The organism is Pseudomonas sp. B21-023 (genome assembly GCF_024749165.1).
Taxonomy (GTDB): Bacteria; Pseudomonadota; Gammaproteobacteria; order Pseudomonadales; family Pseudomonadaceae; genus Aquipseudomonas.
In genome coordinates, this window is sequence record NZ_CP087190.1 from 2,104,808 (window position 1) to 2,130,911 (window position 26,104).

Sequence of the window (26,104 nt, forward strand, 5' to 3'; positions counted from 1 at the left end):
CGGGTTGGTTTCCTTTGGCAAAGTCGCAAGATTCATGGTCATACCGCGGCCACTACCACGGCACCGAGTACCAGTACGGCACCGACGGCGATCGAAGCGGTGTACCAGCGCAGCTGGCCGGTCTCGGTCTTGCTCATGGCGACGTGACCGCCGCGAGCCAGGCGAGGAATGAGGCCGATGCTGCGGTCAACCGGATCCTTGCGCAGGATGTGGCTGATCAGCAGGTAAGGTTTGACGAAGAGCTTGTCGTAGATCCAGTCGAAGCCCCAGGCGGCGAACCACCAGGCCGACAGGACGCGACCGATACCACTGTTGGCGATCGCGGTGACCAGGCGACGCTTGCCCAGGAACAGCAGGGCCGACAGCAGGATACCGGCGATGGCGATGGCGCCCGAGGCGATTTCCAGCGAGTGCTTGGCTTCGCCACCGGCGTGGCCGGCGCTTTCAGGCAGCACGCCTGCCAGTGGCGGGTGGATCCAGGCGCCGACGAAGGTCGACAGCACGATCAGCACGCCCAGCGGCAGCCAGTGGCTGATGCCGTGGCCGGCATGGGCTTCGGTCTTGGCTTCGCCGTGGAAGGCGATGAAGATCAGGCGGAAGGTGTACAGCGAGGTCATGAATGCGCCGACCAGGCCGGCGTACAGCAGGCCGCTGTTGCCGCTGGCGAAGGCTTCCCAGAGGATCTCGTCCTTGGAGTAGAAGCCCACGGTCAGGATCGGCAGGGCGGCCAGGGCGGCGCCACCGACCACGAAACTGGCATAGGCCAGCGGCAGCTTCTTCCACAGGCCGCCCATCTTGAAGATGTTCTGCTCGTGGTGGCAGGCGACGATCACCGCACCGGAGGCAAGGAACAGCAGGGCCTTGAAGAAGGCGTGGGTCATCAGGTGGAAGATCGCCGCGTCCCAGGCGCCGACGCCCAGGGCCAGGAACATGTAGCCGATCTGGCTCATGGTCGAGTAGGCGAGGATACGCTTGATGTCGGTTTGCACCAGGGCGGCGAAGCCGGCCAGGACCAGGGTCACGCCGCCCACGACGCCAACCAGGTGCAGCACGTCCGGCGCCAGCAGGAACAGGCCGTTGGTACGGGCGATCAGGTACACGCCGGCGGTCACCATGGTGGCGGCGTGGATCAGTGCCGAAACCGGGGTCGGGCCGGCCATCGCGTCGGCCAGCCAGGTCTGCAGCGGCAGCTGGGCCGATTTACCGACCGCGCCACCCAGCAGCATCAGGGTCGCCAGGACCATCCAGGTGTCACCGGCCTGGAACTTCTGCGGCGCCAGTACCAGCAGTTCCTGCACGTTCAGGGTACCCAGCTGGACAAACAGGATGAACAGGCCGATGGCCATGAACACGTCGCCGATGCGGGTGACGATGAATGCCTTCAGTGCCGCGTTACCGTTGTTGCGGTTGCTGTAGTAGAAACCGATCAACAGGTACGAGCACAGGCCCACGCCTTCCCAGCCGAAGTAGATGAACAGCAGGTTGTCGCCCAGCACCAGGAACAGCATGCTGGCGATGAACAGGTTGGTGTACGAGAAGAAGCGCGAGTAGCCGGCTTCGCCACGCATATACCAGGAGGCGAACAGGTGGATCAGGAAGCCCACGCCGGTGACCACGCCCAGCATGGTGACCGACAGGCCATCCACGTACAGGGTGAAGTTCGGCGCGAAGCCGTCCACCGACATCCACTGCCATAGCAGCTGGCTGTAAGCGCCGCCTTCAGGCGGGGCGACGTTGAACTGCCAGATCACGTAGGCGGCGGTGGCCGCCGACAGACCGACCGAGCCGACGCCGATCAGCGCCGACAGGTTCTCGGACCAGCGGCCGCGCGAGAACGACAGCAGCAGGAAGCCGATCAGGGGGAATACGAACGTCAGGAAGATAAGGTTCATCCGCGCATCTCACTGGCAGCATCGATGTCGAGAGTGTGGAAGCGGCGATACAGCTGCAGCAGGATCGCCAGGCCAATGCTGGCCTCGGCGGCTGCCAGGCTGATCACCAGAATGAACATCACCTGGCCGTCGGGCTGGACCCAACGGGCACCGGCGACGATGAACGCCAGGGCAGCGGCGTTCATCATGACTTCCAGGCTCATGAGCACGAAGAGGATGTTGCGGCGGACCATCAGGCCAACCAGACCTAAGCAGAACAGGATGCCGGCGACCGCCAGACCATGCTCGAGAGGGATAGCACCCATGATTTACTCCTTCGCCTCGTTGCGGCCCAGGTGGAAGGCGGTGACGGCTGCCGCGAGCAGCAGCATCGACGCCAGTTCGACCACCAGCAGGTACGGCCCGAACAGGCTGATGCCGACCTCTTTGGCGCTGACGGTGGTACCGCTGATGGCGGCGCCCGACGGGGTGACGAACAGCACGTAGAGCAGCTCCAGCAGCAGCAGGGCGGCGAGGATCACAGGCCCCGCCCAGATGCCCGGCTTGAGCCAGCCACGCTCTTGGGCGACCGAGGCCGGCCCGAGGTTGAGCATCATCACCACGAAGACGAACAGCACCATGATGGCACCGGCGTAGGCGATCACTTCCAGGGCACCGGCGAAGGGGGCGCCGAGGGAGAAGAAGATCATCGCCACGGAAATCAGCGAGATGATCAGGTAGAGCAGGGCGTGCACCGGGTTGGTGCCGGTCACCACGCGCAGCGTGGAGACAACGGCGACACCGGATGCGAAGTAGAAAGCGAATTCCATCTTTCTGTCCTTATGGGAGCAAGCTCTTCACGTTGATCGGCTCGGCTTCGTTCTGTGCAGAGCCCTTCGGCTTGCCAGCGATCGCCATACCCGCAACACGGTAGAAGTTGTAGTCAGGGTTCTTGCCGGGGCCGGAGATCAGCAGATCTTCTTTCTCGTACACCAGGTCCTGACGCTTGAACTCGGCCATTTCGAAATCCGGAGTCAGCTGGATCGCGGTGGTCGGGCACGCCTCTTCGCACAGGCCGCAGAAGATGCAGCGCGAGAAGTTGATGCGGAAGAACTCGGGGTACCAACGGCCGTCCTCGGTCTCGGCCTTCTGCAGCGAGATACAGCCGACCGGGCAGGCCACCGCGCAGAGGTTGCACGCCACGCAGCGCTCCTCGCCGTCGGGGTCGCGGGTGAGGACGATGCGGCCACGGTAGCGCGGCGGCAGGTACACGGGTTCTTCGGGGTACTGCAGGGTGTCGCGCTTGCGGAACCCGTGGGAGAACACCATTGCCAGGCTGCGCAGCTGGGTGCCGGTGCCCTTAACGATGTCGCCGATATACTTGAACATGGGTCAAATCCTCACTGGGCCGCGACGGCTGGCGTGTTGTAAAGCACGATCGCAGCGGTCACCAGCAAATTGATCAGGGTCAGCGGCAGGCAGAACTTCCAGCTGAAGTCCATCACCTGGTCATAGCGTGGGCGCGGGATCGAGGCGCGCAGCAGGATGAACAGCATGATGAAGAACGCGGTCTTCAGGGCGAACCACAGGAACGGTACCTGCGGCAGCAGGCCGAACGGGCCGTGCCAGCCACCGAAGAACAGGGTCACCAGCAGCGCCGAGATGAGGATGATGCCGATGTACTCACCGACGAAGAACATGCCCCATTTCATGCCGGCGTATTCGATGTGGTAGCCGTCGGCCAGTTCCTGTTCCGCTTCCGGCTGGTCGAACGGGTGACGGTGGGTCACGGCGACGCCAGCGATGAAGAAGGTGCAGAAGCCGAAGAACTGCGGAATGATGAACCACAGGTTCTGGGCCTGGTAGTCAACGATGTCGCGCATGTTGAACGAACCCACCTGCACTACCACGCCCATCAGCGCCAGGCCCAGGAACACTTCGTACGACACGGTCTGCGCCGAGGCCCGCAGGCTGCCGAGCAGGGCGTACTTGTTGTTCGACGACCAGCCGGCGAACAGCACGGCGTAGACCGACAGGCCGGCCATGGCGAAGAAGAACAGCAGGCCGATGTTCAGGTCGGCCACGCCCCAGCCCGGGGTGATCGGGATGATCGAGAAGGCGATCAGCAGCGCACTCATGGCCACCACAGGCGCCAGGGTGAAGATCATCTTGTCGACGAAGGGCGGGTTCCAGTCTTCCTTGAAGAACATCTTCAGCATGTCGGCGGCGATCTGGAACATGCCGAACGGGCCGACGCGGTTCGGGCCGTAGCGGTCCTGCCACCAGCCCAGCAGGCGACGCTCGACGAAGCTGAGCAGCGCGCCGCAGACCACCACGGCCAGCAGCACCACGATGGCCTTGACGACCTGAATGATCACATCGATCACTTCGGGGGTGAACCAGCTCATTGTGCTGCCTCCTGCAGGCCTTCGACGGCTGCACCGAAGATGGCGGGCGGAATGCCGGCCAGGCCTTTGGGCAACGCAACCAGGCCAGCGCCCAGTTCTTCATTGATACGCAGCGGCAGGCGCAGTGACACGCCGGCCACGTTCAGGCTCAGCATCGCACCGTCGTTGACGCCCAGGCGGTCGGCTTCGGACTTGGCCAGGCCGACGTAGGCGGCCGGAATGCGCTCCTGCACCGGGGCGGCGCGGGAGGAGGACTCTTCGCTGCCGAACAGGTGGAAGAACGGTACCGCGGTCCAGGTGCCGCGAGCCGGGTTGAACGCGCCCGGGATGGCGCTGAACCAGCTCAGGCGATCGCCTTGCGACTCGATCAGGCGCACGCCCGGGTCACCGGCACGCAGATGGCCACCGACTTCGTCCTGGAACTTGTTCCAGGCTTGCGGCGAGTTCCAGCCCGGCGACCAGGCGAACGGCACCTGCTGGCGCGGTTCGGCCGAGCCCGAGTAGCCTTCCATGGAGAAGGCGAACGCGGTGTCCTTGTCCTGTGGGGTACGCGGCTCGTGCACGCTGATGTTGGCGCGCATGGCGGTACGGCCAGAGTAGCGCAGCGGCTCGCGGGCCAGTTTCATGCCCTTGATGCGGAATGCGGCGCTTGGCGCTGCGTTGACAATGCCGGCCAGTTGCGGGGCGGCCTCGGCGCAGGCGCTGGTGACGTGGTCCAGTTGGGTCCAGTCCACCGGCTTGTTCAGCAGGGTCGCACGCAGGGCGTGCATCCAGCGCCAGCCTTCGTGGATCTGGATGCTGCTGTCCAGGTACTGTGGGTCGAACACCTGGAAGAAGCGCTGGGCACGGCCTTCCTGGCTGACCAGGGTGCCGTCGCCTTCGGCGAACGAGGCGGCTGGCAGCACCAGGTGGGCGCGGTCGACTGTTGGGGTTTTCGAGTGGTCGGCGACGATCACCACCTTGGCCGCGGCCATGGCTGCGTCGACCTTGGCGGCCGGTACGCGGGCGTACAGGTCGTTTTCCAGCACGACGATGGCGTCGGCCTTGCCGCTGATCACGGCGTCCAGCGCCGCGTCGACGGACTCACCGCCCATCATCGCCATGCCCAGGCTGTTGGCCTCAGGCACGACCAGGCTCAGCGAACCGTTCTTCTCGCGCAGCTTGAGGGCCTTGGCGATGTTGGCGGCGGCTTCGATCAGCGCAGGATCCGCCAGCGAGGTACCGGCGACCACCAGCGGGCGGTTGGCAGCGACCAGGGCGTCGGCGATGCGCTGGGCCAGGGCCTTGGCTTCAGTGTCCAGGCCTTCGACGGCAGGGGCGCTTGGGTCGATGGCGTGGGCTACGGCGAAACCGATGCGGGCGAGGTCCGCAGGTGCGGCGTGTACACACTCTTCGGCCACGTCGTCCAGCTTGGTTTCAGCCAGCGAAGCGATGAACAGCGGGTACAGCGCGTGCTGGCCGATGTTCTTCACCGCGGCGTCCAGCCAAGGCTGCACGCGCATGGCGTCGGCCATGGCCTCGGCCTTGCCCTTGGTGGCCTGGCGCACGGCCAGGGCAACACGGGCGGCGGTCTGGGTGAGGTCTTCGCCGAGCACGAACACGGCGTCGTGGTCTTCGATGTCGCGCAGGGTCGGCACCGGCAGCGGGCTGTCGTTCAGCACGTTCAGCGCCAGGCGCACGCGGGCCAGTTCGCCAGCTTCCATACCGGAGTAGAAGTATTCGGCACCGACCAGCTCGCGCAGGCCGTAGTTGCTCTCGAGGCTGGCGCGTGGCGAGCCGATACCGACGATGGTGCGGCCGCGCAGCAGGTCGGCGGCCTTGTCCAGCGCGGCGTCGAGGGACAGCTTGGTGCCATCGGCCAGGTGTGGCTGGCGTGGGCGGTCCTTGCGGTTGACGTAGCCGTAGCCGAAGCGGCCGCGGTCGCACAGGAAGTACTGGTTCACCGAGCCGTTGAAGCGGTTCTCGATGCGGCGCAGTTCGCCGTAGCGCTCGCCGGGGCTGATGTTGCAACCGCTGGAGCAGCCATGGCAGATGCTCGGGGCGAACTGCATGTCCCACTTGCGGTTGTAGCGCTCGGAGTGGGTCTTGTCGGTGAACACACCGGTCGGGCAGACCTCGGTGAGGTTGCCGGAGAACTCGCTTTCCAGCACGCCGTCTTCGACGCGACCGAAGTACACGTTGTCGTGGGCGCCGTACACGCCCAGGTCGGTGCCGCCGGCGTAGTCCTTGTAGTAGCGCACGCAGCGGTAGCAGGCGATGCAGCGGTTCATCTCGTGGGCGATGAACGGGCCGAGGTCCTGGTTCTGGTGGGTACGCTTGGTGAAACGGTAGCGGCGCTCGTTGTGGCCGGTCATTACCGTCATGTCTTGCAGGTGGCAGTGACCGCCTTCCTCGCACACCGGGCAGTCGTGCGGGTGGTTGGTCATCAGCCATTCGACGACGCTGGCGCGGAACGCCTTGGACTCTTCGTCTTCGATGGAGATCCAGGTGCCGTCGGAGGCAGGGGTCATGCAGGACATGACGATACGACCACGGGTGTCGTTCTCGTCGGTGTACTGCTTGACCGCACACTGCCGGCAGGCACCGACGCTACCGAGCGCCGGGTGCCAGCAGAAATAGGGGATGTCGAGGCCGAGTGACAGACAGGCCTGTAACAGGTTGTCCGCACCGTTGACTTCGAGCGCTTTGCCGTCTACGTGGATAGTGGCCATTGTTCAAAGTTCTTCGTTGGCCCGCATGAGCGGGCGTGGCTAATGGAAATCTGTACGCCTGTGGCACGCCACGCTTCATGCGGGCCGGCCTGCAGGCTGGCGGGTGGCACGGACCACCCGCGTTCTATCTTTTTATGCGCCGACCACAATCGGCTTCGCCAGGTTCGGGCGCAGAGTGTCGGTAGCAGTTGCTGGCGCGACACCGGCCTCGAACTCGGACCTGAAGTATTTGATGGCACTGCCCAACGGCTCGACGGCACCTGGTGCGTGAGCACAGAAGGTACGGCCTGGGCCGAGGAAGTTGACCAGCCCCAGCAGCGTCTCGATGTCTTCGGCGCGGCCCTGGCCGTTTTCCAGTGCGCGCAGCATCTTCACGCTCCACGGCAGGCCGTCACGGCAAGGGGTGCACCAGCCGCACGATTCGCGGGCGAAGAACTCTTCCATGTTGCGCAGCAAAGACACCATGTTGACGCTGTCGTCGACCGCCATGGCCAGGCCGGTACCCATACGGGTGCCGACCTTGGCGATGCCACCCGCATACATCTGCGCATCGAGGTGCTCGGGCAACAGGAAGCCGGTACCGGCGCCACCAGGCTGCCAGCACTTGAGCTTGAAGCCGTCGCGCATGCCGCCGGCGTAGTCCTCGAACAGCTCGCGGGCGGTGACGCCGAACGGCAGCTCCCACAGGCCCGGGTTCTTCACCTTGCCGGAGAAGCCCATCAGCTTGGTGCCGTGGTCTTCGCTGCCTTCGCGGGCCAGCGACTTGTACCAGTCGTTGCCGTTGGCGACGATGGCCGGCACGTTGCACAGGGTCTCGACGTTGTTCACGCAGGTCGGCTTGCCCCACACGCCGACGGCGGCCGGGAAGGGCGGCTTGGAGCGCGGGTTGGCGCGACGGCCTTCGAGGGAGTTGATCAACGCGGTTTCTTCACCGCAGATGTAACGCCCGGCACCAGTGTGCACGAACAGCTCGAAGTCGAAGCCCGAACCGAGGATGTTCTTGCCCAGCAGGCCGGCGGCCTTGGCTTCATCGATGGCGCGGTTGAGGTTCTTCGCCGCGGTGGTGTATTCGCCACGCAGGAAGATGTAGCCACGGTAGGCCTTCAGCGCGCGGGCGCTGATCAGCATGCCCTCGACCAGCAGATGGGGCTGTTGCTCCATCAGCATGCGGTCTTTCCAGGTGTTGGGCTCCATTTCGTCCGCGTTGCACAGCAGGTAGCGGATGTTCATGGATTCGTCTTTGGGCATCAGGCCCCACTTCACGCCAGTGGGGAAGCCCGCGCCGCCACGGCCCTTGAGGCCGGAGTCCTTGACGCTCTGCACGATGTCGTCGGCGGACATGTCGGCCAGCGCCTTGCGCGCGGCGGCATAGCCGTTCTTCGACTCGTACTCGGCCAGCCAGACCGGCTCGCCGTCGTCGCGCAGGCGCCAGGTCAGCGGGTGGGTTTCGGCCGAGCGCGCGATGCGGTTGGCCGGGCCGAAGGAAGTGATGGTCATACGTAACCCTCCAGCAGCTTGGAGACGCCGGCAGGTTGCACGTCGCCAAAGGTGTCGTCGTCGATCATCAGCGCCGGGGCCTTGTCGCAGTTGCCCAGGCAGCACACCGGCAGCAGGGTGAAACGCCCGTCCGCGGTGGTCTGGCCGAGGCCGATGCCCAGCTCGCTCTGGATCTGGCTGACCACCGACTCATGGCCGCCGATGTAGCAGACCATGCTGTCGCATACGCGGATGATGTGGCGGCCGACCGGCTGGCGGAAGATCTGGCTGTAGAAGGTGGCCACTCCCTCGACGTCGCTGGCGGGGATGCCCAGCACTTCGCCGATGGCGTAGATGGCGCCATCCGGCACCCAGCCGCGCTCTTTCTGCACGATCTTCAGGGCTTCGATGGACGCCGCGCGCGGGTCCTCGTAGTGGTGCATCTCGTGCTCGATGGCCGAGCGCTCGGTTTCGCTCAGGGCGAAACGGTCGGTTTGGATAAGCGTGCTGTTCATGCTTAGCGGTCCACGTCAGCCATAACGAAGTCGATACTGCCCAGGTACGCGATCAGGTCCGCGACCATGCTGCCTTTGATCACCGAAGGGATCTGCTGCAGGTGCGGGTAGCTCGGGGTACGGATCCGGGTGCGGTAGCTCATGGTGCCGCCATCGCTCGTCAGGTAGTAACTGTTGATGCCCTTGGTCGCCTCGATCATCTGGAACGACTCGTTGGCCGGCATGACCGGGCCCCACGAGACTTGCAGGAAGTGGGTGATCAGGGTCTCGATGTGCTGCAGGGTGCGCTCTTTCGGCGGCGGCGTGGTCAGCGGGTGATCCGCCTTGTACGGGCCTTCCGGCATGTTGCGCAGGCACTGGTCGATGATGCGGATGCTCTGGCGCATCTCCTCGACACGGACCATGCAGCGATCGTAGGCATCGCCGTTGTGGGCCAGCGGTACTTCGAATTCGAAGTTCTCGTAGCCGGAGTAGGGGCGCGCCTTGCGCAGGTCGAAGTCGCAACCAGTGGAGCGCAGGCCGGCACCGGTGGTGCCCCAGGCCAGGGCTTCCTTGGTGTTGTACGCGGCAACGCCGATGGTACGGCCCTTGAGGATGCTGTTCTGCAGGGCAGCCTTGGTGTATTCGTCGAGGCGCTTGGGCAGCCATTCGACGAAGTCCTTGACCAGCTTGTCCCAGCCGCGCGGCAGGTCGTGGGCGACGCCACCGATGCGGTACCAGGCCGGGTGCAGGCGGAAACCGGTGATCGCCTCGATCACGGTGTAGGCGCGCTGGCGGTCGGTGAAGGTGAAGAACACCGGGGTCATGGCGCCGACGTCCTGGATGTAGGTACCCAGGAACAGCAGGTGGCTGGTGATGCGGAAGAATTCGGCGAGCATGATGCGGATCACGTCGACCTTCTGCGGCACCTGGATGCCGGCCAGCTTTTCCACCGCCAGTACGTACGGCAGGTTGTTCATCACCCCGCCGAGGTAGTCGATACGGTCGGTGTAGGGGATGAAGCTGTGCCACGACTGACGCTCGGCCATCTTCTCGGCGCCACGGTGGTGGTAGCCGATGTCCGGGACGCAGTCGACGATCTCTTCGCCGTCCAGCTGCAGGACGATACGGAAGGCACCGTGGGCCGAAGGGTGGTTGGGGCCGAGGTTGAGGAACATGTAGTCCTCGTTGGCGCCCGAACGCTTCATGCCCCAGGCTTCCGGGTTGAAACGTGCCGATTCCTCTTCAAGCTGCTGCTTGGCCAGGGTCAGGCTGTAGGGGTCGAATTCGGTGGCGCGGGCCGGGTAGTCCTTGCGCAGCGGGTGACCTTCCCAGGTCGGCGGCATCATGATGCGGCTCAGGTGCGGGTGGCCGGCGAAGTCGATGCCGAACATGTCCCAGACTTCACGCTCGTACCAGTTGGCGTTGGGCCAGATGCCGGTCACGGTGGGCAGGTTCAGGTCGCCTTCGCTCAGCGACACCTTGATCATCACGTCGCTGTTACGCTCGACCGACAGCAGGTGGTAGAACACGCTGAAGTCGGCGGCCGGCAGGCCGCGGCGCTGAGTGCGCAGGCGCTCGTCGACGCCGTGCAGGTCGTACAGCATGCTGTACGGCTTGGCGACGTTGCGCAGGAAGGTGAGGATTTCCTTGAGCTGGGCACGCTTTACCCACAGTACCGGCATGCCGGTACGGGTTTCCTGGGCGACGAAAGCGTCGGCGCCGAATCGGTTGTGCAGTTCGACGACCACATCCTGGTCGTCAGCCTTGTAAGGCGGAATATAAATAGCGTTGTCCGCTGTCATGGTCTCGGTCGCTTTGGGTCAACGTTAAGAATGAAGCCAGGCCGCCGGCTCCTGGGGGAGCGGGCGGCAGGTCGCTGGATCAGACTTCGTCGGGGCTGCGCAGGTTGGTTACCGCGATACGCTGTTCGCGACGCAGGTCTTTCTGGGCGGGCATCTCGGCACGGTAGATGCCTTGATCGCCAACCACCCAGGAAAGCGGGCGTCGCTCCTGGCCGATCGACTCCTGCAGCAGCATCAAGCCTTGCAGGAACGCCTCGGGGCGCGGTGGGCAGCCAGGCACGTACACGTCCACGGGGAGGAACTTGTCGACCCCCTGAACGACCGAGTAAATGTCGTACATGCCGCCGGAGTTGGCGCACGAGCCCATGGAGATGACCCACTTGGGTTCGAGCATCTGCTCGTACAGGCGCTGAATGATCGGCGCCATCTTCACGAAGCAGGTACCGGCGATGACCATGAAGTCGGCCTGACGCGGCGAGGCCCGGATGACTTCGGCGCCGAAGCGGGCGATGTCGTGGGGCGCCGTGAAGGCCGTGGTCATTTCCACGTAGCAGCAGGAAAGGCCGAAGTTGTACGGCCAGAGGGAGTTCTTGCGACCCCAGTTGACCGCGCCACGCAGCACATCTTCGAGTTTCCCCATGTAGATGTTCTTGTGGACCTGGTCTTCCAGCAGTTGATCGGTGACGGTTTCCCGTTCACCGACCGGATACTGCTCGTTAGGTGCGTCCGGATCGATTCTGGTGAGATTGTATTGCATGCCAAAGCCTCATTGTTTCAGCTTCGCTTGCCGCTTGCGGCGACCTTCGGGAGCCCAATCGAGCGCCCCGACGCGCCATAGGTAGACAAGACCTGCCAACAGAATTGCTATGAAAACGAGTGCTTCGACGAATCCGGTCCAGCCGCTTTCGCGGACGGACACAGACCATGCATACAGGAAGAGGGCTTCGATATCGAAGATCACGAACAGCATCGCGACCAGATAGAATTTGGCGGACAGGCGCAGGCGGGCGCTGCCGACGGGCAGCATGCCGGATTCGAAGGGTTCGTTCTTGGCGCGACCCCAGGCCTTGCTACCGAGCAGGCTGGACAGGCCGAGCATGAAGGCACACAGGCCGACGACACCCAGGAGGAAGATGGCAAAGCCCCAGTTGTGGGCGATGAGTCCTGCCGAATCGGACATGCTAGAAATCCTTATACAGAGACCCAGCTCTGCAGTCTGAAATAAGTAGAGCGGCGACGTGGTGTCGCAGACGCAGTGACCAAATGTCGCAGCTGAATCAATCGCGCTGATTTTATGGGTAAACCCAGTGCAAGTAAAATTTCCGTTGCAAATTTATTCGTAGGTTTAAGAACAAAAATCTTTCGTAACTGGCTGAAAGCCTTGAGTTTCGGGCATTGCACGTGGATTTGTTAATTATGTTTCTTACCTCGCGTAATGACTGGCTAGTTGCGTAATGATAATTAATATCATTTAACCTGAGCTGTATTGTTTTAGCTGTTCTGGGCCTTGCAAAGTTCATCAGCCGATCTGCCCACTTGCAAATGCGAAAAACTCTTGTTCTAGCAGCTTCCGGCGCAGCGCGTACCGCTCTGGATCAATGCTTTGTCGTTTGTGCTGCGGCTGACCGACGCGGCAATGAGCCACTGGCCGAGCCAGTAGGACAGGATGATCAGGTACTCGGCAGCGGCAAACGGGCTGACGAAGCGGTCGATGCCGATCAGGCTGTCGGAGAAGACGAAGGCGCAGGCACCCAGTGCGGCGACACCGCCGCAGGCCAAGGCGCGCCAGAGCATGCAGCCGATCGCCAGGGCATACAGCGCCACCGGGATCAGCAGTGGGCCCAGGCCGTGGCTGGCGAGCAGGCCGAACAGCGAGGCGCCCACCAGCAGTGCGAGGGCCAGTGACGGGTAGGCCGGGCGCTGGATCAGGCTGCAGTAACCGCGAAGGTACGCCAGGTGGGCGCAAAGGAATGCGGCCAGGCCGAACACGAACAGATCGCGGGGGATGGCCAGGAGGATGTCGCCCAGTACCGAGAAGGCCAAGCCGATCATGATCCAGCGACGGTAGGGCGTGGTGGGCATGGTCCTAAGCCAGGCGATCAGGGCCAGTACCGGAATGGGTTTGACCAGCAGGCCAAGCAGGGCATTGTCGCTTGCCAGTGCATATAGATAGCAGGTGGCGGCTGCGACGGCGATGGTAAGCAGGTGGCCAGGGCGGGGCATGGGCAGTCCTTGCTATGGGGTAGCCACAAGCTTAGACCTGATCTGCAACTTTGCTGGTGCGACGCGATTGCTGTAGGAGCGGCTTCAGCCGCGATCACCCGCGAAGCGGGTGCCAGATACCGCGTTGCCTGCATCGCGGCTAAAGCCTAAAAAAAGCGGAAAGCCCAGGAACCTTGCGGAACCTGGGCTTTCTGTTCAGTTCACCAGACTCAGTGGAACTGCTCTTCCTCGGTCGAACCGGTCAGTGCGGTTACCGACGATGCACCACCCTGGATCACGGTGGTCATGTCGTCGAAGTAGCCAGTGCCGACTTCCTGCTGGTGCGCCACGAAGGTGTAGCCTTTACTGGCGTCGGCGAATTCCTGCTCTTGCAGCTTCACGTAGGCGGTCATGTCGTTGCGGGCGTAGTCGTGCGCCAGGTTGAACATGCCGTGCCACATGTTGTGGATGCCGGCCAGGGTAATGAACTGGTGCTTGTAGCCCATGGCCGACAGTTCGCGCTGGAACTTGGCGATGGTGGCGTCGTCCAGGTTCTTCTTCCAGTTGAAGGAAGGCGAGCAGTTGTACGACAGCAGTTGGTCCGGGTATTCCTTCTTGATCGCTTCGGCGAAGCGACGGGCTTCGTCCAGGTCCGGCTTGGCGGTTTCGCACCAGATCAGGTCGGCATACGGCGCGTAGGCCAGGCCGCGGGAGATCGCCTGGTCGAGGCCGGCGCGGACTTTGTAGAAGCCTTCACGGGTGCGGTCGCCGATCACGAACGGCTGGTCGTACGGGTCGCAGTCGCTGGTCAGCAGGTCAGCGGCGTTGGCGTCGGTACGGGCCAGGATGATGGTCGGTACACCGGCAACGTCGGCGGCCAGACGGGCAGCCACCAGCTTCTGTACGGCTTCCTGGGTCGGTACCAGTACCTTGCCGCCCATGTGGCCGCATTTTTTCACCGAGGCCAGCTGGTCTTCGAAGTGCACGCCGGCGGCGCCCGCTTCAATCATGTTCTTCATCAGTTCGTAGGCGTTCAGTACGCCGCCGAAACCGGCTTCGGCGTCAGCCACAATTGGTGCGAAGTAGTCGATGTAGCCTTCGTCACCTGGGTTCTTGCCAGCTTTCCATTGGATCTGGTCGGCGCGGCGGAACGAGTTGTTGATGCGCTTGACCACGGTCGGTACCGAATCCACCGGGTACAGCGACTGGTCGGGGTACATCGACTCGGCCGAGTTGTTGTCGGCGGCAACCTGCCAGCCGGACAGGTAGATGGCCTGGATGCCGGCCTTGACCTGTTGCACTGCCTGGCCGCCGGTCAGGGCGCCCATGCAGTTGACGAAATCTTTTTCTGGGCGGAAGGACGGGTGGGCACCTTGGGTGACCAGCTTCCACAGTTTTTCCGCGCCCTGGCGAGCCAGAGTGTGCTCTGGTTGCAGCGAGCCACGCAGGCGAACGACATCGGCGGCGGTGTAGGTACGGGTCACGCCTTTCCAGCGCGGGTTTTCGGCCCAGTCTTTCTCGAGGGCTGCAATTTGCTGTTCGCGTGTCAGTGCCATGGAAATAAACCTCGTCGCATCGATCTTGAGTGTAATTGTGCTGATGCTCGGATACGCGGGTCAGAGGGCCAGGCTGTGCTGTCCGGGGGAGTGCGACGGCGAACGGGGAAGTGCGAAGGGGAAGGGTGGGCAGGCCAGGCGAAGGTGTGCCCTGCAGGTTGGCTCGTGGATGCCTTGCTGCGGTGCGACGCGATTGCCAGAACTGCGGTGATGCGCTTCCGTCCCTCGGGACAACTTCTTCGTTGCAGTCGCAATCCCGTCGAACCGCCTTGTGGGCCGTATGGACACGAGGTGCCTCCACGGTGGGAGGAGCGCACCTCGAAGACCCTTGCCAGGGCCTCTGATTAGCGGGAGCGAGGCCATCATGCCCTTGGCGAAAAGAGCCTGTCAAACATTTTGTAGTGCTTTTTTCGGCTTACTACATCTTTGGTCTAATGCGACTTGGCGGTCAGTTTCAAGGCCCTTGGTCGAGCCCTTGAATTGCCTGGGTTCAGTCGAGAAGCTCGACTTTGACCCGCAAAGTCATGTTTTCACCGCGCTGGGTGCTGTAACTGAGGCTTGACGCGCTGCGATCGGACTGACTCTGCTGGTTGAATCCGGCCAGGGTGATCCACTCGCCGAGCTTGCCGGTGACGGTCGTGTCGGTGCTCTGCACTTTCACTACATCGGCACGTTCCTGGCTCATTCGGTCGTTATTGGTGCTGATTTGCAGGCGAACGTTATCACCGCTCAGGCGTGGCGTGACGTAGAAGCCCTGGGTAACGTTGCGGTATTCGGTGTTGCTCTGGATGCGCCCGTAACCGTCGGTGGAAGTACTGGTGACGGGGATGCTCTGGCCCACCTGGATCAGTGCCGGCTGGCCGTCGCTGGCCTGTACCTGCTGCATGCCGCCTTCGCGGTTGGCGGTGCCGTAGCGGATCACGCGGGCATTGCCGCGGTTGTCCTGGAAGTTGCTGTCGTTGTTGTCGACGCTAATCAGCAGGCGTTTGGGCGCGGTGTCGAGCTGTTGCAGCAGGGCGCGCAGATCGTCAATGCGTTCCTGGCTGGCGTTGACGATCAGCTTGTCCTCGAAGGTGCTGACGCTGCCGTCCTTGCCCAGGAAGGACTGGGCGGCGGGCAGCAGTTCGGCGCTGCTGCGGTGTTGCAAGGGAATGACCTCGGTGGCGGCCTGGGCCGTAAGGCTGGCGGCCAGCAGCAGCGAGGCGAGGAGGGGGCGTAGCGGCATGTCCATGATCTCCGCGGGTGGAATGGACATGATGGCAAATTTGTCGGCATCTTGCTGGTTGTGGATCACAGCGTCATGCACAGGTCGGCTTTTCAGTGGTTGCAGTCAGGCAAATTCCGTAACATCCCGATCCTCGATTTCGAGCTCATTCCCTCGGCATTACGCTCCCACGCAGCGTATTGCCGGGGTTGTTTACAGGAACTCCATGAAACCCGCACGCCTACGCGCCGACCTGCTCGCCGGCCTCACCACTTCGTTCGCCCTGGTACCGGAGTGCATCGCTTTCGCCCTGGTGGCCCACCTCAACCCGCTGATGGGCCTGTACGGCGCCTTCATCATCTGCACCCTGACCGCGCTGTTCGGCGGCCGGCCGGGGATGATCTCCGGCGCCGCCGGTTCGATGGCGGTGGTCATCGTCGCCCTGGTGGTGCAGCACGGCGTCCAGTACCTGCTGGCCACGGTGCTGCTGGGCGGGCTGGTGATGATCCTGTTCGGCGCCCTGCGCCTGGGCAAGCTGGTGCGCCTGGTGCCGTACCCGGTGATGCTCGGCTTCGTCAACGGCCTGGCTATCGTCATCGCCCTGGCCCAGCTGGAGCACTTCAAGGAAGGCGAGCACTGGCTCAGCGGCGCGCCGCTGTACCTGATGATCGGCCTGGTGGCGTTGACCATGCTGGTGGTCTACGTGCTTCCCAGGCTGACCCGCGCCGTGCCGCCAGCGCTGGTGGCGATCCTCGGCGTCGGCCTGCTGGTCTATCTGCTTGGCCTTCCAACCCGCACCCTCGGCGATATGGCGCACATCGCCGGCGGCCTGCCGAGACTGGCGCTGCCGGACATCCCCTGGAACCTTGAGACCTTGAAGATCATCGCGCCTTACGCGGTGCTGATGGCCATGGTCGGCCTGCTGGAAACCCTGCTGACCCTCAACCTCACCGACGAGGTCACCGAGAGTCGCGGTTACCCGGACCGCGAGTGCGTGGCCTTGGGCGCGGCCAACATGGTCTCGGGCCTGTGCGGCGGCATGGGCGGCTGCGCGATGATCGGCCAGACCGTGATCAACCTCAGCTCCAATGGCCGTGGCCGACTGTCGGGCGTGGTGGCGGGGGTGATGATCCTGCTGTTCGTGCTGTTCCTGTCGCCGTTGATCGAGCGTATTCCGCTGGCGGCGCTGGTCGGGGTGATGTTCGTGGTGGCCCAGCAGACCTTCGCCTGGGCATCGCTGCGGGTGCTGCACAAGGTGCCGGTGAGCGATGTGCTGGCGATCATCGCCGTGACCGTGGTCACGGTGTTCACCGACCTGGCCACGGCGGTGCTGTTCGGTATCGTCATCGCGGCCATCAATTTTGCCTGGCAGCACGCGCGCGAGCTGTATGCCGACAGTCATGAGGACGCCGAGGGGGGCAAGCATTACCAGGTGCACGGCACGCTGTTCTTCGCCTCGACCACGCCGTTTCTCAACCAGTTCGACCCGGCCAACGACCCGGCCAAGGTGACGCTGGATTGCCAGCACCTGAGCTTTGTCGATTATTCGGCGATCGCGGCGCTCAAGACCCTGCGCGAGCGCTATGCCAAGGCGGGCAAGCAGTTGCGGGTGGTGCATCTTTCCGAACGCTGCAAGAAGCTGCTCAAGCGGGCGGGGGAGCAGCATTGAAGGCAATGGTTGCCTGCACCGCCCTATCGCCGGCAAGCCGGCTCCCACAGGATTGTCACTGTGCAGTACCTGTGGGAGCCGGCTTGCCGGCGATAGGGCCGTTATAGGAGAAAGGCTTACTCCCCGCGGTTTTTCTTGACGATGGTGTCGGCAATGCTCGCCGGCGCCTCGGCGTAGCGGGTGAACTCCATCGAGAAACTCGCCCGGCCCTGGGTCATCGAGCGCATCGAGGTGGCGTAGCCGAACATCTCGCCCAAAGGCACCTCGGCACGGATCACTTTGCCGGCCGGGGTTTCGTCGCCATCCTGGATCATGCCCCGGCGCCGGCTCAGGTCGCCGAGGATATCGCCCTGGTACTCCTCGGGCGTCACCACCTCGACCTTCATCACCGGCTCCAGCAGCACCGCGCCGCCTTTCTGCGACAGCTGCTTGGTGGCCATGGAGGCGGCAATCTTGTAGGCCATCTCGTTGGAATCGACGTCATGGTACGAGCCGTCGAACACCGCCGCCTTGAGGTTGATCAGCGGGTAGCCGGCAAGCACGCCGTTCTTCATTTGCTCCTCGATGCCTTTCTGGATCGCCGGGATGTATTCGCGCGGCACCACGCCGCCGACAATCTCGTTGACGAACTCCAGCCCTTCCTTGCCTTCGTCGCCGGGGGCGAAGCGGATCCAGCAATGGCCATACTGGCCGCGTCCGCCCGATTGGCGCACGAAACGCCCTTCGATTTCGCAGGTGTTGCGGATCTTCTCGCGGTAGGCCACCTGCGGCTTGCCGATATTGGCTTCGACGTTGAACTCGCGGCGCATGCGGTCGACGATGATGTCCAGGTGCAACTCGCCCATGCCGGAGATGATGGTCTGGCCGGTTTCCTCGTCGGTCTTGACCCGGAACGACGGGTCCTCCTGGGCCAGCTTGCCCAGGGCGATGCCCATCTTCTCCTGGTCGCCCTTGGTCTTCGGCTCCACCGCCACCGAGATCACCGGGTCGGGGAAATCCATGCGTTCAAGGATGATCGGCTTGTCCATGTCGCACAGAGTGTCGCCGGTGGTCACGTCCTTCATGCCGATCAGTGCGGCGATATCGCCGGCGCACACGTCCTTGATCTCGGCGCGCTGGTTGGCGTGCATCTGCACCATGCGGCCGATGCGCTCCTTCTTGCCCTTCACCGAGTTGAGCACCGCATTGCCCGAGCTGAGCACTCCCGAATATACCCGGGCGAAGGTCAGGGTGCCGACGAACGGGTCGGTGGCGATCTTGAAGGCCAGGGCCGAGAACGGCTCCTTGTCGTCGGCGTGGCGTTCCAGGTGCTTGTCTTCATCGTCCGGGTCAGTGCCCTTGATCGCCGGGATTTCGGACGGGGCGGGCAGGTAGTCGATCACCGCGTCGAGCATCAGCGGCACGCCCTTGTTCTTGAATGACGAGCCGAGGATGGTCGGGACGATTTCGTTGGCGATGGTGCGTTGGCGCAGGGCGGCCTTGATTTCCTCGGTGGTGAATTCCTCACCTTCAAGGTACTTCAGGGTCAGTGCTTCGCTGGCATCCGCCGCCGCTTCCAGCATATGGGCACGCCACTCGTCGGCCAGGGCCTGCAGTTCAGCGGGGATCGCTTCCTCGCGGTAGCTGGTGCCCTGGTCGGCATCGTTCCAGTAGATGGCTTTCATCTTCACCAGGTCGATCTGGCCGATGAAGTTCTCCTCGCTGCCGATGGCCAGCTGGATCGGCACCGGGTGGTGGCCCAGGCGCTGGTCGATCTGTTTCACCACACGCAGGAAGTCCGCGCCCTGGCGGTCCATCTTGTTGATGTAGGCCAGGCGCGGCACATGATACTTGTTGGCCTGGCGCCACACGGTCTCGGACTGCGGCTCGACCCCATCGGCGCCGCTGAACACCACCACCGCGCCATCGAGCACGCGCAGCGAGCGCTCCACCTCGATGGTGAAGTCGACGTGGCCTGGGGTGTCGATGATATTGAAGCGGTACTTGTGCTCGAACTGCTTGGTCGAGCCCTGCCAGAAGGCCGTGGTGGCCGCCGAGGTGATGGTGATGCCACGCTCCTGCTCCTGAGCCATCCAGTCCATGGTCGCGGCGCCGTCGTGCACCTCGCCCATCTTGTGGTTGACCCCGGTGTAGAACAGGATCCGTTCGGTGGTGGTGGTCTTGCCGGCATCCACGTGAGCGACAATGCCGATATTGCGGTACAGCTCGATGGGAGTCGTGCGGGCCATGGCGGGTCACCTGCGGGTGAGGATTCTCCCAAGGTAGCAGAGCGGGAGAATCCTGCCGGGGCGACCGTCAGTCGGCGAGCACCTGCAGCTGCCACTGGCCCTCGGCTTCACGCGCCAGGCCGCTGGCCGGCAACAGGGCCAGCAGGCGTTCGTGCAGGGCCGCGTCGGTGAAGGCCTTGAGGGTGGTCATGTCCAGCGCGCCGACGGTGATCAGTTCGGCCTTGGTGTAGGACAGCCACGCCTTCTTCAGCACCATCAACACGTCGCTGCCGGCGGTGCTGGCGAAGCGTCGGTGCAAGGTGCGGCCTTCCAGTTCGAAGCTGTGGCGGTGGCTATAGGTGCTCTCGTCACCATTGTCCTCGACGCAGCGGTGGCAGCGGCAGGGGCCGTCGCCGAAAGCGTTGCGCAGGTAGGCATTGAAGTCCACGACGGGCTTGAGGGTCAGGCGTTTGTCGACCTCGAACAGGTCGGCGATCAGGGGAAGTTCTGCGCTCACTCGGTATCCTCGCGTGGTGTGGCGTGCATCGGCGGGCACCCTAACAGATCGGGGCGGGGGAGGCCATGCCGTACCATCCATGAGGCCGCTAGAGACAACAACCACCGTCTGCCGTACCCTAGCGCCAATTTTCGCACCCTACCCCGAGGTAACCCCGCTTGAGCAGCAAGTACCCCTACATCGCCACCGTGACCGTCAGCGCCGAAGACCGTGGGGGCGACACCGAGGCTTCGGAAAACAGCAACATGCGCGTGGGCCTCGAGGCGGTAACCGAAGTGCTGAAGAAGGTGCATTTTGTCGGTACGCTCGCGGCACCGGAAAAAGGCGCCACGCACATCTGCGTCACGCTGGAGAATGGCCTTACTTACTACGGCCTGATCGTCAACGGTCATGCCGAACTCGAAGGCGGCTGGATCGCCTTCGAATGCGACATGCCCACCCCCGAAGAGCTGGGCCTGTAAGCCTTACCCCAGTTCAGCCAGGCACTGCTCGAGGATATCCAGCCCTTCCTCGAGCACCTCGGCCTCGATGGTCAGCGGCGCCAACAGGCGGATGATATGCCGCGCCTTGCCACTGGGCATCAGCAGCAACCCCTTGGCACGCGCCGCCTCCAACACCTTGGCCAGTTGCGCCGGTGCCGGGCTGCCATCGCCGTTGACGAACTCCAGCCCGCGCATGGCGCCGACGCCGGTCAGGCGGCCGAGCGAACTGGACAAGCCTGCGGCTTTCCAGCGTGCATGGCGTGCGACGATGGCCTGTTCCTGGCGTTCGCCCCAGGTGGCGAGGTTGGCGTCGGTCATCTGCGCAAGGCTCGCCAAGGCCGCCGCACAGGCGATCGGATTGCCCGAGTAGGTGCCGCCCAGGCCGCCCTTGGGCAGCGAGTCCATGATCTCCCGGCGGCCGACCACCGCGCCCAGGGGCATGCCACCGGCGATGCTCTTGGCCAGCAGCAGCAGGTCCGGCTCGATCCCCAGTCGCGGGAAGGCGAAACGCTGCCCGGTGCGGCCGAAACCGGACTGGATCTCGTCGACGATGATCAGTATCCCGTGGCTGTCGCAGAAGCGGCGCAAGGCCTGGGCAAAGCTCGGATCGAGGGCGAGGAAACCACCTTCACCCTGCACCGGCTCGAAGATGAACGCCGCCACGTCCTCCACCGCCAACTCCACGTTGAATAGGCGTTCCATGGCCTTGAGCGCCTGTTCGCAGCTCACTCCGGTGTCCGGGCTGGGGTAGGGCAGATGATAGACCGGGCCTGGCAGTTCCCCCACGCGTTGCTTGTACGGGGCTACCTTGCCATTGAGGTTGAGGGTGGCCAGGGTGCGGCCATGGAAGCCGCCGTCGAAGGCGATGACAGCGCGCTTGCTGGTGGCGCCGCGGGCGACCTTAAGCGCGTTTTCCGCCGCTTCCGCGCCGCTGTTGGTGAGCATGCCGGCCAACGGGTAGCTGACCGGGACGAATTCACGCAGGCGCTCCATCAGCTCCAGATAGGGGCCGTGGGGCGCCGCGTTGAAGGCGTAGTGGGTCAGGCGCGTGGCCTGCTGCTGGATCGCTTCGACTACCGCGGGATTGCAGTGGCCCAGGTTGAGCACGCCGATGCCGCCGACGAAGTCGATGTAGCGCTTGCCGGTGATATCCCAGACTTCGGCATTGCGACCATGGGAAAGCGTGATCGGGTGAACGATGGCAATGGACTGGCTGATGCTTGGTTGATTCATGTGCGCGGCGCCTGTGATTCGATGGCGTGAATATCGAAGCGTGCCGGGGGTATCCGCAAACGATTTATTGGATTGCTGTCATTCCTTTGAGTCATGAAATTATGCGGGGCCTGCCTACGCCGCCCGCTTGCTGGAATCGCGCCAAGATAAAAGGCGGCTGTCCCTTAAGGGGCAGCCGCCTTTTGCTGTTTCGCCTCGAGCCTTCGACCGTTGGGGTCAGTGGCGACGCTTGTGCTTGCGGTTGCTGTCACCCATGTGGTTGCCGATGGCGCCACCGGCCGCGCCGCCCAGGCCGGCACCGATGGTCGAACCGTTGGAGCCGCCAAGCTTGCCGCCGATCAGCGAACCGCCCGCCGAGCCCAGGCCGCCGCCGATGGCCGCTTCGGTACGGTTGCCCTTGCGCGCGCCGACCGCGCTGCCGGCCGCGCCACCGAGACCGGCGCCGATGGCCGCACCGGTGCTGCCGCCGATCTGTTTGCCCACGACGTTGCCCAGGGCGCCACCCAGGCCGCCGCCGATGGCCGCGGTGCCGTCACCGGCGAAAGCGCCCTGGCAGAGCAGCAGGCCGAGGGCGAGGGAAGGCAGAGTCAGACGCATGTTATGAACCTCAGGGGAGTCATCAGGGGGGGATTGCCGCACGGTCGCGGCAAGTCAGGGTTGCAAGGACGCTTCAGCGGTAGTAGCGGTCACGGTACTGGCGATCGTCATCGTCACGGTCATGACGATGGTGGTGACGGTGGCCGCGGTCACGATCGCGCCAGCCATCGTCATCATCGTGGTAATGGTTGCTGTAGCAGCCGCCGAGCAGCAGCAAGGTGGCGACCATGGAAAGGCTTGCAAGGCGTGTCATCACGATATAGGTCCTTGATCCGCAACGGTTTACGCGGTACCTCCTGAGACCGAAGGCGATCGATTTGGTTCTTCGGCGCGCAAGATTTTATTGCGGCGGCGATGAACGGCAGCGGCGATTCACCTGCTGCCCCGGCAGTGCTAGAGTCACCTTCTTTTTTGTCCCGAGGATGGAACATGCGAGCAATTCTGCCGATCACCGTGGCGCTGCTGCTGGCGGGCTGTGCATCGTCGACCATGGAAGCGGCGCGCGGCGGCGCACCCACCGCGCAGCTGGATTCACACAAGACGCCGGATCTGGTGGCACAGTGCATCCAGTTCAGCTGGCAGGAAGAGAACACCTTCGGGGTCGACGCCAGCGGCTACCTGGAGGCTCGCAAGCAAGGTGGCTTCACGGTTTATACCCGCGAAGCCGAGTCGTTCGTCGACGTTTACGCCCAGGCCGGTGGGACGCGGGTGGACTACTACGCGCAGAAGAACGACGGCATGGCCCTGCGCCGACGGGCGGCAGCCGCGACCTGCCTGTAGGCCGCGCCCGGTCAGTGGCCCGATGTCACATCGGCAGCAGCCGGTCCTGAATCACCTCCTTCATCACCAGCGTCGAACTCAGGCGCTTCACATTGGGAATGCTGGTCAGCTGTTCGTCATACAGCTTCTGGAAGGCCGGCAGGTCCCTGGCCACCACGTGCAGCAGGTAGTCGGGGTCGCCGAACAGGCGCTGGGCCTCGACGATCTGCGGGATCTCCCCCAGCGCCGCCTCGAAGTCCGCCACCGGCTGGCGGGTCACCTCGCGCAGGGTCACGAACACCAGCGCGGCGAAGTTCAAACCCAAGGCCGCCGGGGCCAGGCGGGCGTGATAACCGAGGATGGCGCCTGAGTCCTCCAGCGCCTTGAGGCGCCGGTGGCAGGGCGACAGGCTCAAGCCGACGCGGTCGGCCAGTTCGGTCACGGACAGGCGCCCGTCTTTTTGTAGCTCGGCAAGGATCTTTCGATCTGTTCGATCCATGGGGAAGATTATTCCATTACTTGGCTTGGTACGGGGAATATACGAAAGAAAATCCCTGGGCGATATCCGTAGTCTTTCTTTCACCGAAACCTGTGTAAGGAAGGCTCGAAATGGCCATGAGTGTACTGACGGCGTTCTGGGCCGTTTCCCTGCTGTTCGTGATCACCCCCGGCGCCGACTGGGCCTACGCCATCTCGGCCGGCATGCGCGGGCGCTGGGTAGTGCCGGCGGTGGCGGGCATGCTGTCCGGCCATCTGCTCGTCACCCTGGTGGTGGCCGCCGGAGTCGGCAGCCTGATTGCCGGGCACCCGCTGGCGCTGAGCTTGCTGACCCTTGCAGGTTGCGTGTACCTGTTGTGGCTGGGCGGCAACCTGCTGCTGAGCCCGGCCGTGCCCGAGGCCGGCGCCGGAGGTGGGCAGGACTCGGGGTCGCGCTGGGCATTCAAGGGCCTGTGCGTCAGCGGCCTCAACCCCAAGGTGTTCCTGCTGTTCCTGGCGTTGCTGCCGCAGTTCACCGACCCGCAGTCGAGCTGGCCGCTGCCCTTGCAGATCCTGCTGCTGGGGTTGGTGCACCTGAGCAGTTCGCTGGTGATCTACCTGATGGTCGGTTATGGTGCCAAGGCCGTGTTGCGCACCCGGCCTGCCGCGGCGCAGGCCGTGGGACGGTTGTCCGGCGGGGTGATGATCCTGATTGCCGTGGGGCTGATAGCCGGGCAGTTGCGTTGAGCCTGTCAAGGACGGCGGGTTGGGCTATGCTGACGGCCCTCACGATTCGGACCTGACCCTCATGAAATACGCCGCCGTACTTCTGCTCAGCCTGCTGGCGCTCGTGGCCCACGCCGCGCAACCCGGCGACACCCTCGCGCCCTGGACATTGCTCGATCAGTACGACCAGCCCTACAGCCTGGGGGCCGATACCCGGGTCCTGCTGGTCGCCCGCGACATGGACGGTGCCAAGCTGGTCAAGGCGGCCCTGGCCGAACAGCCCAAAGGCTACCTGGAGGCGCGGCATGCGGTGTTCGTCGCGGATATCCAGCGCATGCCGGCGCTGATCAGCAAGCTGTTCGCCATCCCGGCCATGCGCGACTACAGCTACCGCGTGCTGCTCGACCGCGAAGGCCGGGTCGCCAGCCGCTATGCCGGGGACGAAGGCAAGGTGCTGTGGCTGGCGCTGGATAACGGCGTGGTGGCAGCGCGCAACAGCTACGCCGATGCCGATGCCTTGAAGGCTGCGTTGGACCAGGCTGGCCGCTGAACCGGCCTGCCCGGTAGCTCAGGCGAAGGCCTGGCGCAGCAGTTGCGGCAGTACCTCACCCGCCTTGCCGGGCAACATGAACGCCCGCGGGTGCTCGCAGGGCACGGGCTGCGGATTGACATGCACCACCGTTGCCCCCGCCGCCAGTGCCATGCGAGGTATCGAGGCCGCCGGCTGTACCAGGCCTGAGGTGCCTACCGACAGCAGTACATCGCACTGCTGCGCGGCGGCGAATGCCTGCTCCAGTACAGCGTCGGGCAACATCTCGCCAAACCACACCACACCGGGGCGCAGAGGCCCGGCGCAGCAAGCGCAGCGTGGTGGTTCCATACGGCAGCCGTGAGCGGCCTCCTCGGGCAGTGCCACGGGCTCATCCGCCGGGCGCGCGCAGTCCAGGCAGCGAAAGGCATCCAGCCGCCCATGCAGGTGCAGCACGGCGCGGCTGCCGGCGCGTTCGTGCAGGTCGTCGACGTTCTGCGTTATCAGGGTCAGCTGCGGCACTTGCGCGGCCAGCGCGGCGATGGCCAGGTGGCCTGCGTTGGGCTCGGCCTTGGCGATCCCGGCGCGGCGCATCTGGTACCAGCCCCAGACCAGCGCCGGGTCGGCGCGAAAGCCCTCGGCGCTGGCCAGCTGCGCCGGATCGAAGCGCGCCCACAGGCCGGTCAGCTTGTCGCGAAACGTGGCTATGCCACTTTCCGCGGACACCCCGGCACCGGTGAACACAACCACGTGGCGGGCCTGGGCAAGCAGCATCGGATCGAATGGCATGAGGGCTCCCATGGTGCGGTGCAGGGTGGTCGGTCACTGTGCCAGTGGGTCGCGGGCCGGACAAGATCCGAGTGAACCCTCGGCGCGCGTGGCAACCCAAGCCAGTACAGCCAATAGGAGAAGACTCATGGAAATCGGAACAATCTGGTTCGTTGTCGCGCTCGTCGTCATCCTCCTGGAAATCTGGGCCATCTGGCACATCATCGGCAGTGATCGGCGCGCCGAGCGCAAGATGCTGTGGGTGGTGTTCGTCGTTTATGCACCGTTTCCGGGCTTATTGTTCTGGGCCTGGCGTGGGCCGCGCGCGGTGAAGGGCAGGGCGGTGTTGCAGGAAAAATAGGCGCCGATCAAGGTGTGGCAGGCGGGGCTTGACCTCGACTTAACCTGAGGTT

27 protein-coding genes are annotated in these 26,104 nt (G+C 64.1%); 6 read left to right on the forward strand and 21 right to left on the reverse strand.

Going from position 1 to position 26,104, the window contains the following annotated elements; genetic code table 11:
• Window positions 1-38: 38 nt before the first annotated feature.
• The 14 genes from nuoL to LOY42_RS09715 all read right to left on the reverse strand — a co-directional run bounded on the left by nuoL (window position 39) and on the right by LOY42_RS09715 (window position 15,778).
• Window positions 39-1,892 (reverse strand): NADH-quinone oxidoreductase subunit L, encoded by a 1,854-nt coding sequence (gene nuoL, locus LOY42_RS09650; RefSeq protein WP_102685133.1) that lies wholly within the window; start codon window positions 1,890-1,892, stop codon window positions 39-41.
• On the reverse strand, window positions 1,889-2,197 hold the full coding sequence (gene nuoK, locus LOY42_RS09655) for an NADH-quinone oxidoreductase subunit NuoK (protein ID WP_023631349.1): 309 nt from the start codon (window positions 2,195-2,197) through the stop codon (window positions 1,889-1,891). The genes nuoL and nuoK overlap by 4 nt, the downstream gene beginning before the upstream one ends.
• A gap of 3 nt (window positions 2,198-2,200) precedes the next feature.
• Window positions 2,201-2,701, reverse strand: coding sequence for an NADH-quinone oxidoreductase subunit J (gene nuoJ / locus LOY42_RS09660; RefSeq protein ID WP_023631348.1), 501 nt, complete (start codon window positions 2,699-2,701; stop codon window positions 2,201-2,203).
• Window positions 2,702-2,711: 10 nt separating this feature from the next.
• Window positions 2,712-3,260 (reverse strand): NADH-quinone oxidoreductase subunit NuoI, encoded by a 549-nt coding sequence (nuoI, locus tag LOY42_RS09665; RefSeq protein WP_003251442.1) that lies wholly within the window; start codon window positions 3,258-3,260, stop codon window positions 2,712-2,714.
• Window positions 3,261-3,271: 11 nt separating this feature from the next.
• On the reverse strand, window positions 3,272-4,279 hold the full coding sequence (nuoH, locus tag LOY42_RS09670; RefSeq protein WP_046855038.1) for an NADH-quinone oxidoreductase subunit NuoH: 1,008 nt from the start codon (window positions 4,277-4,279) through the stop codon (window positions 3,272-3,274).
• The gene (nuoG, locus tag LOY42_RS09675; RefSeq protein ID WP_111533048.1) at window positions 4,276-6,990 is read right to left on the reverse strand and encodes an NADH-quinone oxidoreductase subunit NuoG; all 2,715 of its coding nucleotides are present in this window, start codon (window positions 6,988-6,990) and stop codon (window positions 4,276-4,278) included. Before nuoG ends, nuoH begins: the two co-directional genes overlap by 4 nt.
• A 132-nt stretch (window positions 6,991-7,122) precedes the next feature.
• Window positions 7,123-8,487, reverse strand: coding sequence for an NADH-quinone oxidoreductase subunit NuoF (gene nuoF, locus LOY42_RS09680; RefSeq protein WP_139670024.1), 1,365 nt, complete (start codon window positions 8,485-8,487; stop codon window positions 7,123-7,125).
• Window positions 8,484-8,981, reverse strand: coding sequence for an NADH-quinone oxidoreductase subunit NuoE (gene nuoE, locus LOY42_RS09685; protein ID WP_012313767.1), 498 nt, complete (start codon window positions 8,979-8,981; stop codon window positions 8,484-8,486). The genes nuoF and nuoE overlap by 4 nt, the downstream gene beginning before the upstream one ends.
• A 2-nt stretch (window positions 8,982-8,983) precedes the next feature.
• A complete protein-coding gene (nuoC, locus tag LOY42_RS09690) occupies window positions 8,984-10,765 on the reverse strand; it encodes an NADH-quinone oxidoreductase subunit C/D (protein ID WP_023630474.1) in 1,782 nt (593 codons plus the stop codon).
• Between the two features lie 79 nt (window positions 10,766-10,844).
• Window positions 10,845-11,522 (reverse strand): NADH-quinone oxidoreductase subunit B family protein, encoded by a 678-nt coding sequence (locus LOY42_RS09695; RefSeq protein ID WP_008096180.1) that lies wholly within the window; start codon window positions 11,520-11,522, stop codon window positions 10,845-10,847.
• A 9-nt stretch (window positions 11,523-11,531) separates the two neighbouring features.
• Entirely contained in the window at window positions 11,532-11,945 is a 414-nt protein-coding gene (locus LOY42_RS09700; protein ID WP_011534614.1) for an NADH-quinone oxidoreductase subunit A, read from the reverse strand.
• A 380-nt stretch (window positions 11,946-12,325) separates the two neighbouring features.
• A complete protein-coding gene (locus tag LOY42_RS09705; protein WP_139670026.1) occupies window positions 12,326-12,988 on the reverse strand; it encodes a lysoplasmalogenase in 663 nt (220 codons plus the stop codon).
• 209 nt (window positions 12,989-13,197) lie between these two features.
• Complete coding sequence (gene aceA, locus LOY42_RS09710; protein ID WP_023630475.1) at window positions 13,198-14,523, reverse strand: isocitrate lyase; 1,326 nt, start codon at window positions 14,521-14,523, stop codon at window positions 13,198-13,200.
• A 490-nt stretch (window positions 14,524-15,013) separates the two neighbouring features.
• Window positions 15,014-15,778 carry a secretin N-terminal domain-containing protein gene (locus LOY42_RS09715; RefSeq protein ID WP_177486013.1) on the reverse strand — a complete coding sequence of 255 codons (765 nt, stop codon included), beginning with the start codon at window positions 15,776-15,778 and terminating at the stop codon, window positions 15,014-15,016.
• 175 nt (window positions 15,779-15,953) lie between these two features.
• Here LOY42_RS09715 and LOY42_RS09720 point away from each other — a divergent pair, with 175 nt between their 5' ends.
• Window positions 15,954-17,396, forward strand: a complete 1,443-nt coding sequence (locus tag LOY42_RS09720; protein WP_139670028.1) for a SulP family inorganic anion transporter — start codon at window positions 15,954-15,956, stop codon at window positions 17,394-17,396.
• Window positions 17,397-17,512: 116 nt separating this feature from the next.
• Here LOY42_RS09720 and fusA read toward each other — a convergent pair whose 3' ends face one another.
• Together fusA and LOY42_RS09730 are read right to left on the reverse strand one after the other, a co-directional pair.
• Window positions 17,513-19,624, reverse strand: a complete 2,112-nt coding sequence (gene fusA, locus LOY42_RS09725) for an elongation factor G (RefSeq protein ID WP_111532170.1) — start codon at window positions 19,622-19,624, stop codon at window positions 17,513-17,515.
• A gap of 67 nt (window positions 19,625-19,691) precedes the next feature.
• Window positions 19,692-20,120 carry a hypothetical protein gene (locus LOY42_RS09730; RefSeq protein WP_139670031.1) on the reverse strand — a complete coding sequence of 143 codons (429 nt, stop codon included), beginning with the start codon at window positions 20,118-20,120 and terminating at the stop codon, window positions 19,692-19,694.
• 158 nt (window positions 20,121-20,278) lie between these two features.
• Between LOY42_RS09730 and LOY42_RS09735 the strand changes: the two genes are divergently transcribed.
• Window positions 20,279-20,581, forward strand: coding sequence for a hypothetical protein (locus tag LOY42_RS09735; protein ID WP_046855047.1), 303 nt, complete (start codon window positions 20,279-20,281; stop codon window positions 20,579-20,581).
• Between the two features lie 3 nt (window positions 20,582-20,584).
• Here LOY42_RS09735 and LOY42_RS09740 read toward each other — a convergent pair whose 3' ends face one another.
• The 3 genes from LOY42_RS09740 to LOY42_RS09750 all read right to left on the reverse strand — a co-directional run bounded on the left by LOY42_RS09740 (window position 20,585) and on the right by LOY42_RS09750 (window position 22,685).
• Window positions 20,585-21,835: an aspartate aminotransferase family protein gene (locus LOY42_RS09740; RefSeq protein WP_139670033.1), complete on the reverse strand. Its 1,251-nt coding sequence runs from the start codon at window positions 21,833-21,835 to the stop codon at window positions 20,585-20,587.
• A gap of 216 nt (window positions 21,836-22,051) precedes the next feature.
• Window positions 22,052-22,432 carry a glycine zipper domain-containing protein gene (locus tag LOY42_RS09745; RefSeq protein ID WP_110700784.1) on the reverse strand — a complete coding sequence of 127 codons (381 nt, stop codon included), beginning with the start codon at window positions 22,430-22,432 and terminating at the stop codon, window positions 22,052-22,054.
• Between the two features lie 73 nt (window positions 22,433-22,505).
• On the reverse strand, window positions 22,506-22,685 hold the full coding sequence (locus LOY42_RS09750; protein ID WP_110700782.1) for a hypothetical protein: 180 nt from the start codon (window positions 22,683-22,685) through the stop codon (window positions 22,506-22,508).
• Window positions 22,686-22,861: 176 nt separating this feature from the next.
• Here LOY42_RS09750 and LOY42_RS09755 point away from each other — a divergent pair, with 176 nt between their 5' ends.
• Window positions 22,862-23,212, forward strand: a complete 351-nt coding sequence (locus LOY42_RS09755; protein ID WP_046855051.1) for a hypothetical protein — start codon at window positions 22,862-22,864, stop codon at window positions 23,210-23,212.
• A gap of 25 nt (window positions 23,213-23,237) precedes the next feature.
• On the opposite strand, the gene LOY42_RS09760 is transcribed toward LOY42_RS09755, so the two are convergent.
• Window positions 23,238-23,690: an Lrp/AsnC family transcriptional regulator gene (locus LOY42_RS09760; RefSeq protein ID WP_110700780.1), complete on the reverse strand. Its 453-nt coding sequence runs from the start codon at window positions 23,688-23,690 to the stop codon at window positions 23,238-23,240.
• A gap of 110 nt (window positions 23,691-23,800) precedes the next feature.
• Between LOY42_RS09760 and LOY42_RS09765 the strand changes: the two genes are divergently transcribed.
• Both LOY42_RS09765 and LOY42_RS09770 read left to right on the forward strand, forming a co-directional pair.
• Window positions 23,801-24,415: a LysE family translocator gene (locus LOY42_RS09765; RefSeq protein WP_139670035.1), complete on the forward strand. Its 615-nt coding sequence runs from the start codon at window positions 23,801-23,803 to the stop codon at window positions 24,413-24,415.
• A gap of 61 nt (window positions 24,416-24,476) precedes the next feature.
• Window positions 24,477-24,944: an FAD/FMN-containing dehydrogenase gene (locus LOY42_RS09770; RefSeq protein ID WP_139670037.1), complete on the forward strand. Its 468-nt coding sequence runs from the start codon at window positions 24,477-24,479 to the stop codon at window positions 24,942-24,944.
• 18 nt (window positions 24,945-24,962) lie between these two features.
• Here LOY42_RS09770 and LOY42_RS09775 read toward each other — a convergent pair whose 3' ends face one another.
• Entirely contained in the window at window positions 24,963-25,712 is a 750-nt protein-coding gene (locus LOY42_RS09775) for an NAD-dependent deacylase (RefSeq protein WP_139670039.1), read from the reverse strand.
• A gap of 127 nt (window positions 25,713-25,839) precedes the next feature.
• Here LOY42_RS09775 and LOY42_RS09780 point away from each other — a divergent pair, with 127 nt between their 5' ends.
• Complete coding sequence (locus tag LOY42_RS09780; RefSeq protein WP_031315336.1) at window positions 25,840-26,052, forward strand: PLDc N-terminal domain-containing protein; 213 nt, start codon at window positions 25,840-25,842, stop codon at window positions 26,050-26,052.
• The last annotated feature ends 52 nt before the right edge of the window (window positions 26,053-26,104 follow it).

What these genes read in the sequence shown, in the direction of transcription:
- nuoL (WP_102685133.1), bottom strand. Translation starts at nt 1,892, where the DNA reads ATGAACCTTATCTTCCTGACGTTCGTATTCCCCCTGATCGGCTTCCTG.
- nuoK (WP_023631349.1), bottom strand. Translation starts at nt 2,197, where the DNA reads ATGGGTGCTATCCCTCTCGAGCATGGTCTGGCGGTCGCCGGCATCCTG.
- nuoJ (WP_023631348.1), bottom strand. Translation starts at nt 2,701, where the DNA reads ATGGAATTCGCTTTCTACTTCGCATCCGGTGTCGCCGTTGTCTCCACG.
- nuoI (WP_003251442.1), bottom strand. Translation starts at nt 3,260, where the DNA reads ATGTTCAAGTATATCGGCGACATCGTTAAGGGCACCGGCACCCAGCTG.
- nuoH (WP_046855038.1), bottom strand. Translation starts at nt 4,279, where the DNA reads ATGAGCTGGTTCACCCCCGAAGTGATCGATGTGATCATTCAGGTCGTC.
- nuoG (WP_111533048.1), bottom strand. Translation starts at nt 6,990, where the DNA reads ATGGCCACTATCCACGTAGACGGCAAAGCGCTCGAAGTCAACGGTGCG.
- nuoF (WP_139670024.1), bottom strand. Translation starts at nt 8,487, where the DNA reads ATGACCATCACTTCCTTCGGCCCGGCCAACCGCATCGCGCGCTCGGCC.
- nuoE (WP_012313767.1), bottom strand. Translation starts at nt 8,981, where the DNA reads ATGAACAGCACGCTTATCCAAACCGACCGTTTCGCCCTGAGCGAAACC.
- nuoC (WP_023630474.1), bottom strand. Translation starts at nt 10,765, where the DNA reads ATGACAGCGGACAACGCTATTTATATTCCGCCTTACAAGGCTGACGAC.
- LOY42_RS09695 (WP_008096180.1), bottom strand. Translation starts at nt 11,522, where the DNA reads ATGCAATACAATCTCACCAGAATCGATCCGGACGCACCTAACGAGCAG.
- LOY42_RS09700 (WP_011534614.1), bottom strand. Translation starts at nt 11,945, where the DNA reads ATGTCCGATTCGGCAGGACTCATCGCCCACAACTGGGGCTTTGCCATC.
- LOY42_RS09705 (WP_139670026.1), bottom strand. Translation starts at nt 12,988, where the DNA reads ATGCCCCGCCCTGGCCACCTGCTTACCATCGCCGTCGCAGCCGCCACC.
- aceA (WP_023630475.1), bottom strand. Translation starts at nt 14,523, where the DNA reads ATGGCACTGACACGCGAACAGCAAATTGCAGCCCTCGAGAAAGACTGG.
- LOY42_RS09715 (WP_177486013.1), bottom strand. Translation starts at nt 15,778, where the DNA reads ATGTCCATTCCACCCGCGGAGATCATGGACATGCCGCTACGCCCCCTC.
- LOY42_RS09720 (WP_139670028.1), top strand. Translation starts at nt 15,954, where the DNA reads ATGAAACCCGCACGCCTACGCGCCGACCTGCTCGCCGGCCTCACCACT.
- fusA (WP_111532170.1), bottom strand. Translation starts at nt 19,624, where the DNA reads ATGGCCCGCACGACTCCCATCGAGCTGTACCGCAATATCGGCATTGTC.
- LOY42_RS09740 (WP_139670033.1), bottom strand. Translation starts at nt 21,835, where the DNA reads ATGAATCAACCAAGCATCAGCCAGTCCATTGCCATCGTTCACCCGATC.
- LOY42_RS09745 (WP_110700784.1), bottom strand. Translation starts at nt 22,432, where the DNA reads ATGCGTCTGACTCTGCCTTCCCTCGCCCTCGGCCTGCTGCTCTGCCAG.
- LOY42_RS09750 (WP_110700782.1), bottom strand. Translation starts at nt 22,685, where the DNA reads ATGACACGCCTTGCAAGCCTTTCCATGGTCGCCACCTTGCTGCTGCTC.
- LOY42_RS09755 (WP_046855051.1), top strand. Translation starts at nt 22,862, where the DNA reads ATGCGAGCAATTCTGCCGATCACCGTGGCGCTGCTGCTGGCGGGCTGT.
- LOY42_RS09760 (WP_110700780.1), bottom strand. Translation starts at nt 23,690, where the DNA reads ATGGATCGAACAGATCGAAAGATCCTTGCCGAGCTACAAAAAGACGGG.
- LOY42_RS09765 (WP_139670035.1), top strand. Translation starts at nt 23,801, where the DNA reads ATGGCCATGAGTGTACTGACGGCGTTCTGGGCCGTTTCCCTGCTGTTC.
- LOY42_RS09770 (WP_139670037.1), top strand. Translation starts at nt 24,477, where the DNA reads ATGAAATACGCCGCCGTACTTCTGCTCAGCCTGCTGGCGCTCGTGGCC.
- LOY42_RS09775 (WP_139670039.1), bottom strand. Translation starts at nt 25,712, where the DNA reads ATGCCATTCGATCCGATGCTGCTTGCCCAGGCCCGCCACGTGGTTGTG.
- LOY42_RS09780 (WP_031315336.1), top strand. Translation starts at nt 25,840, where the DNA reads ATGGAAATCGGAACAATCTGGTTCGTTGTCGCGCTCGTCGTCATCCTC.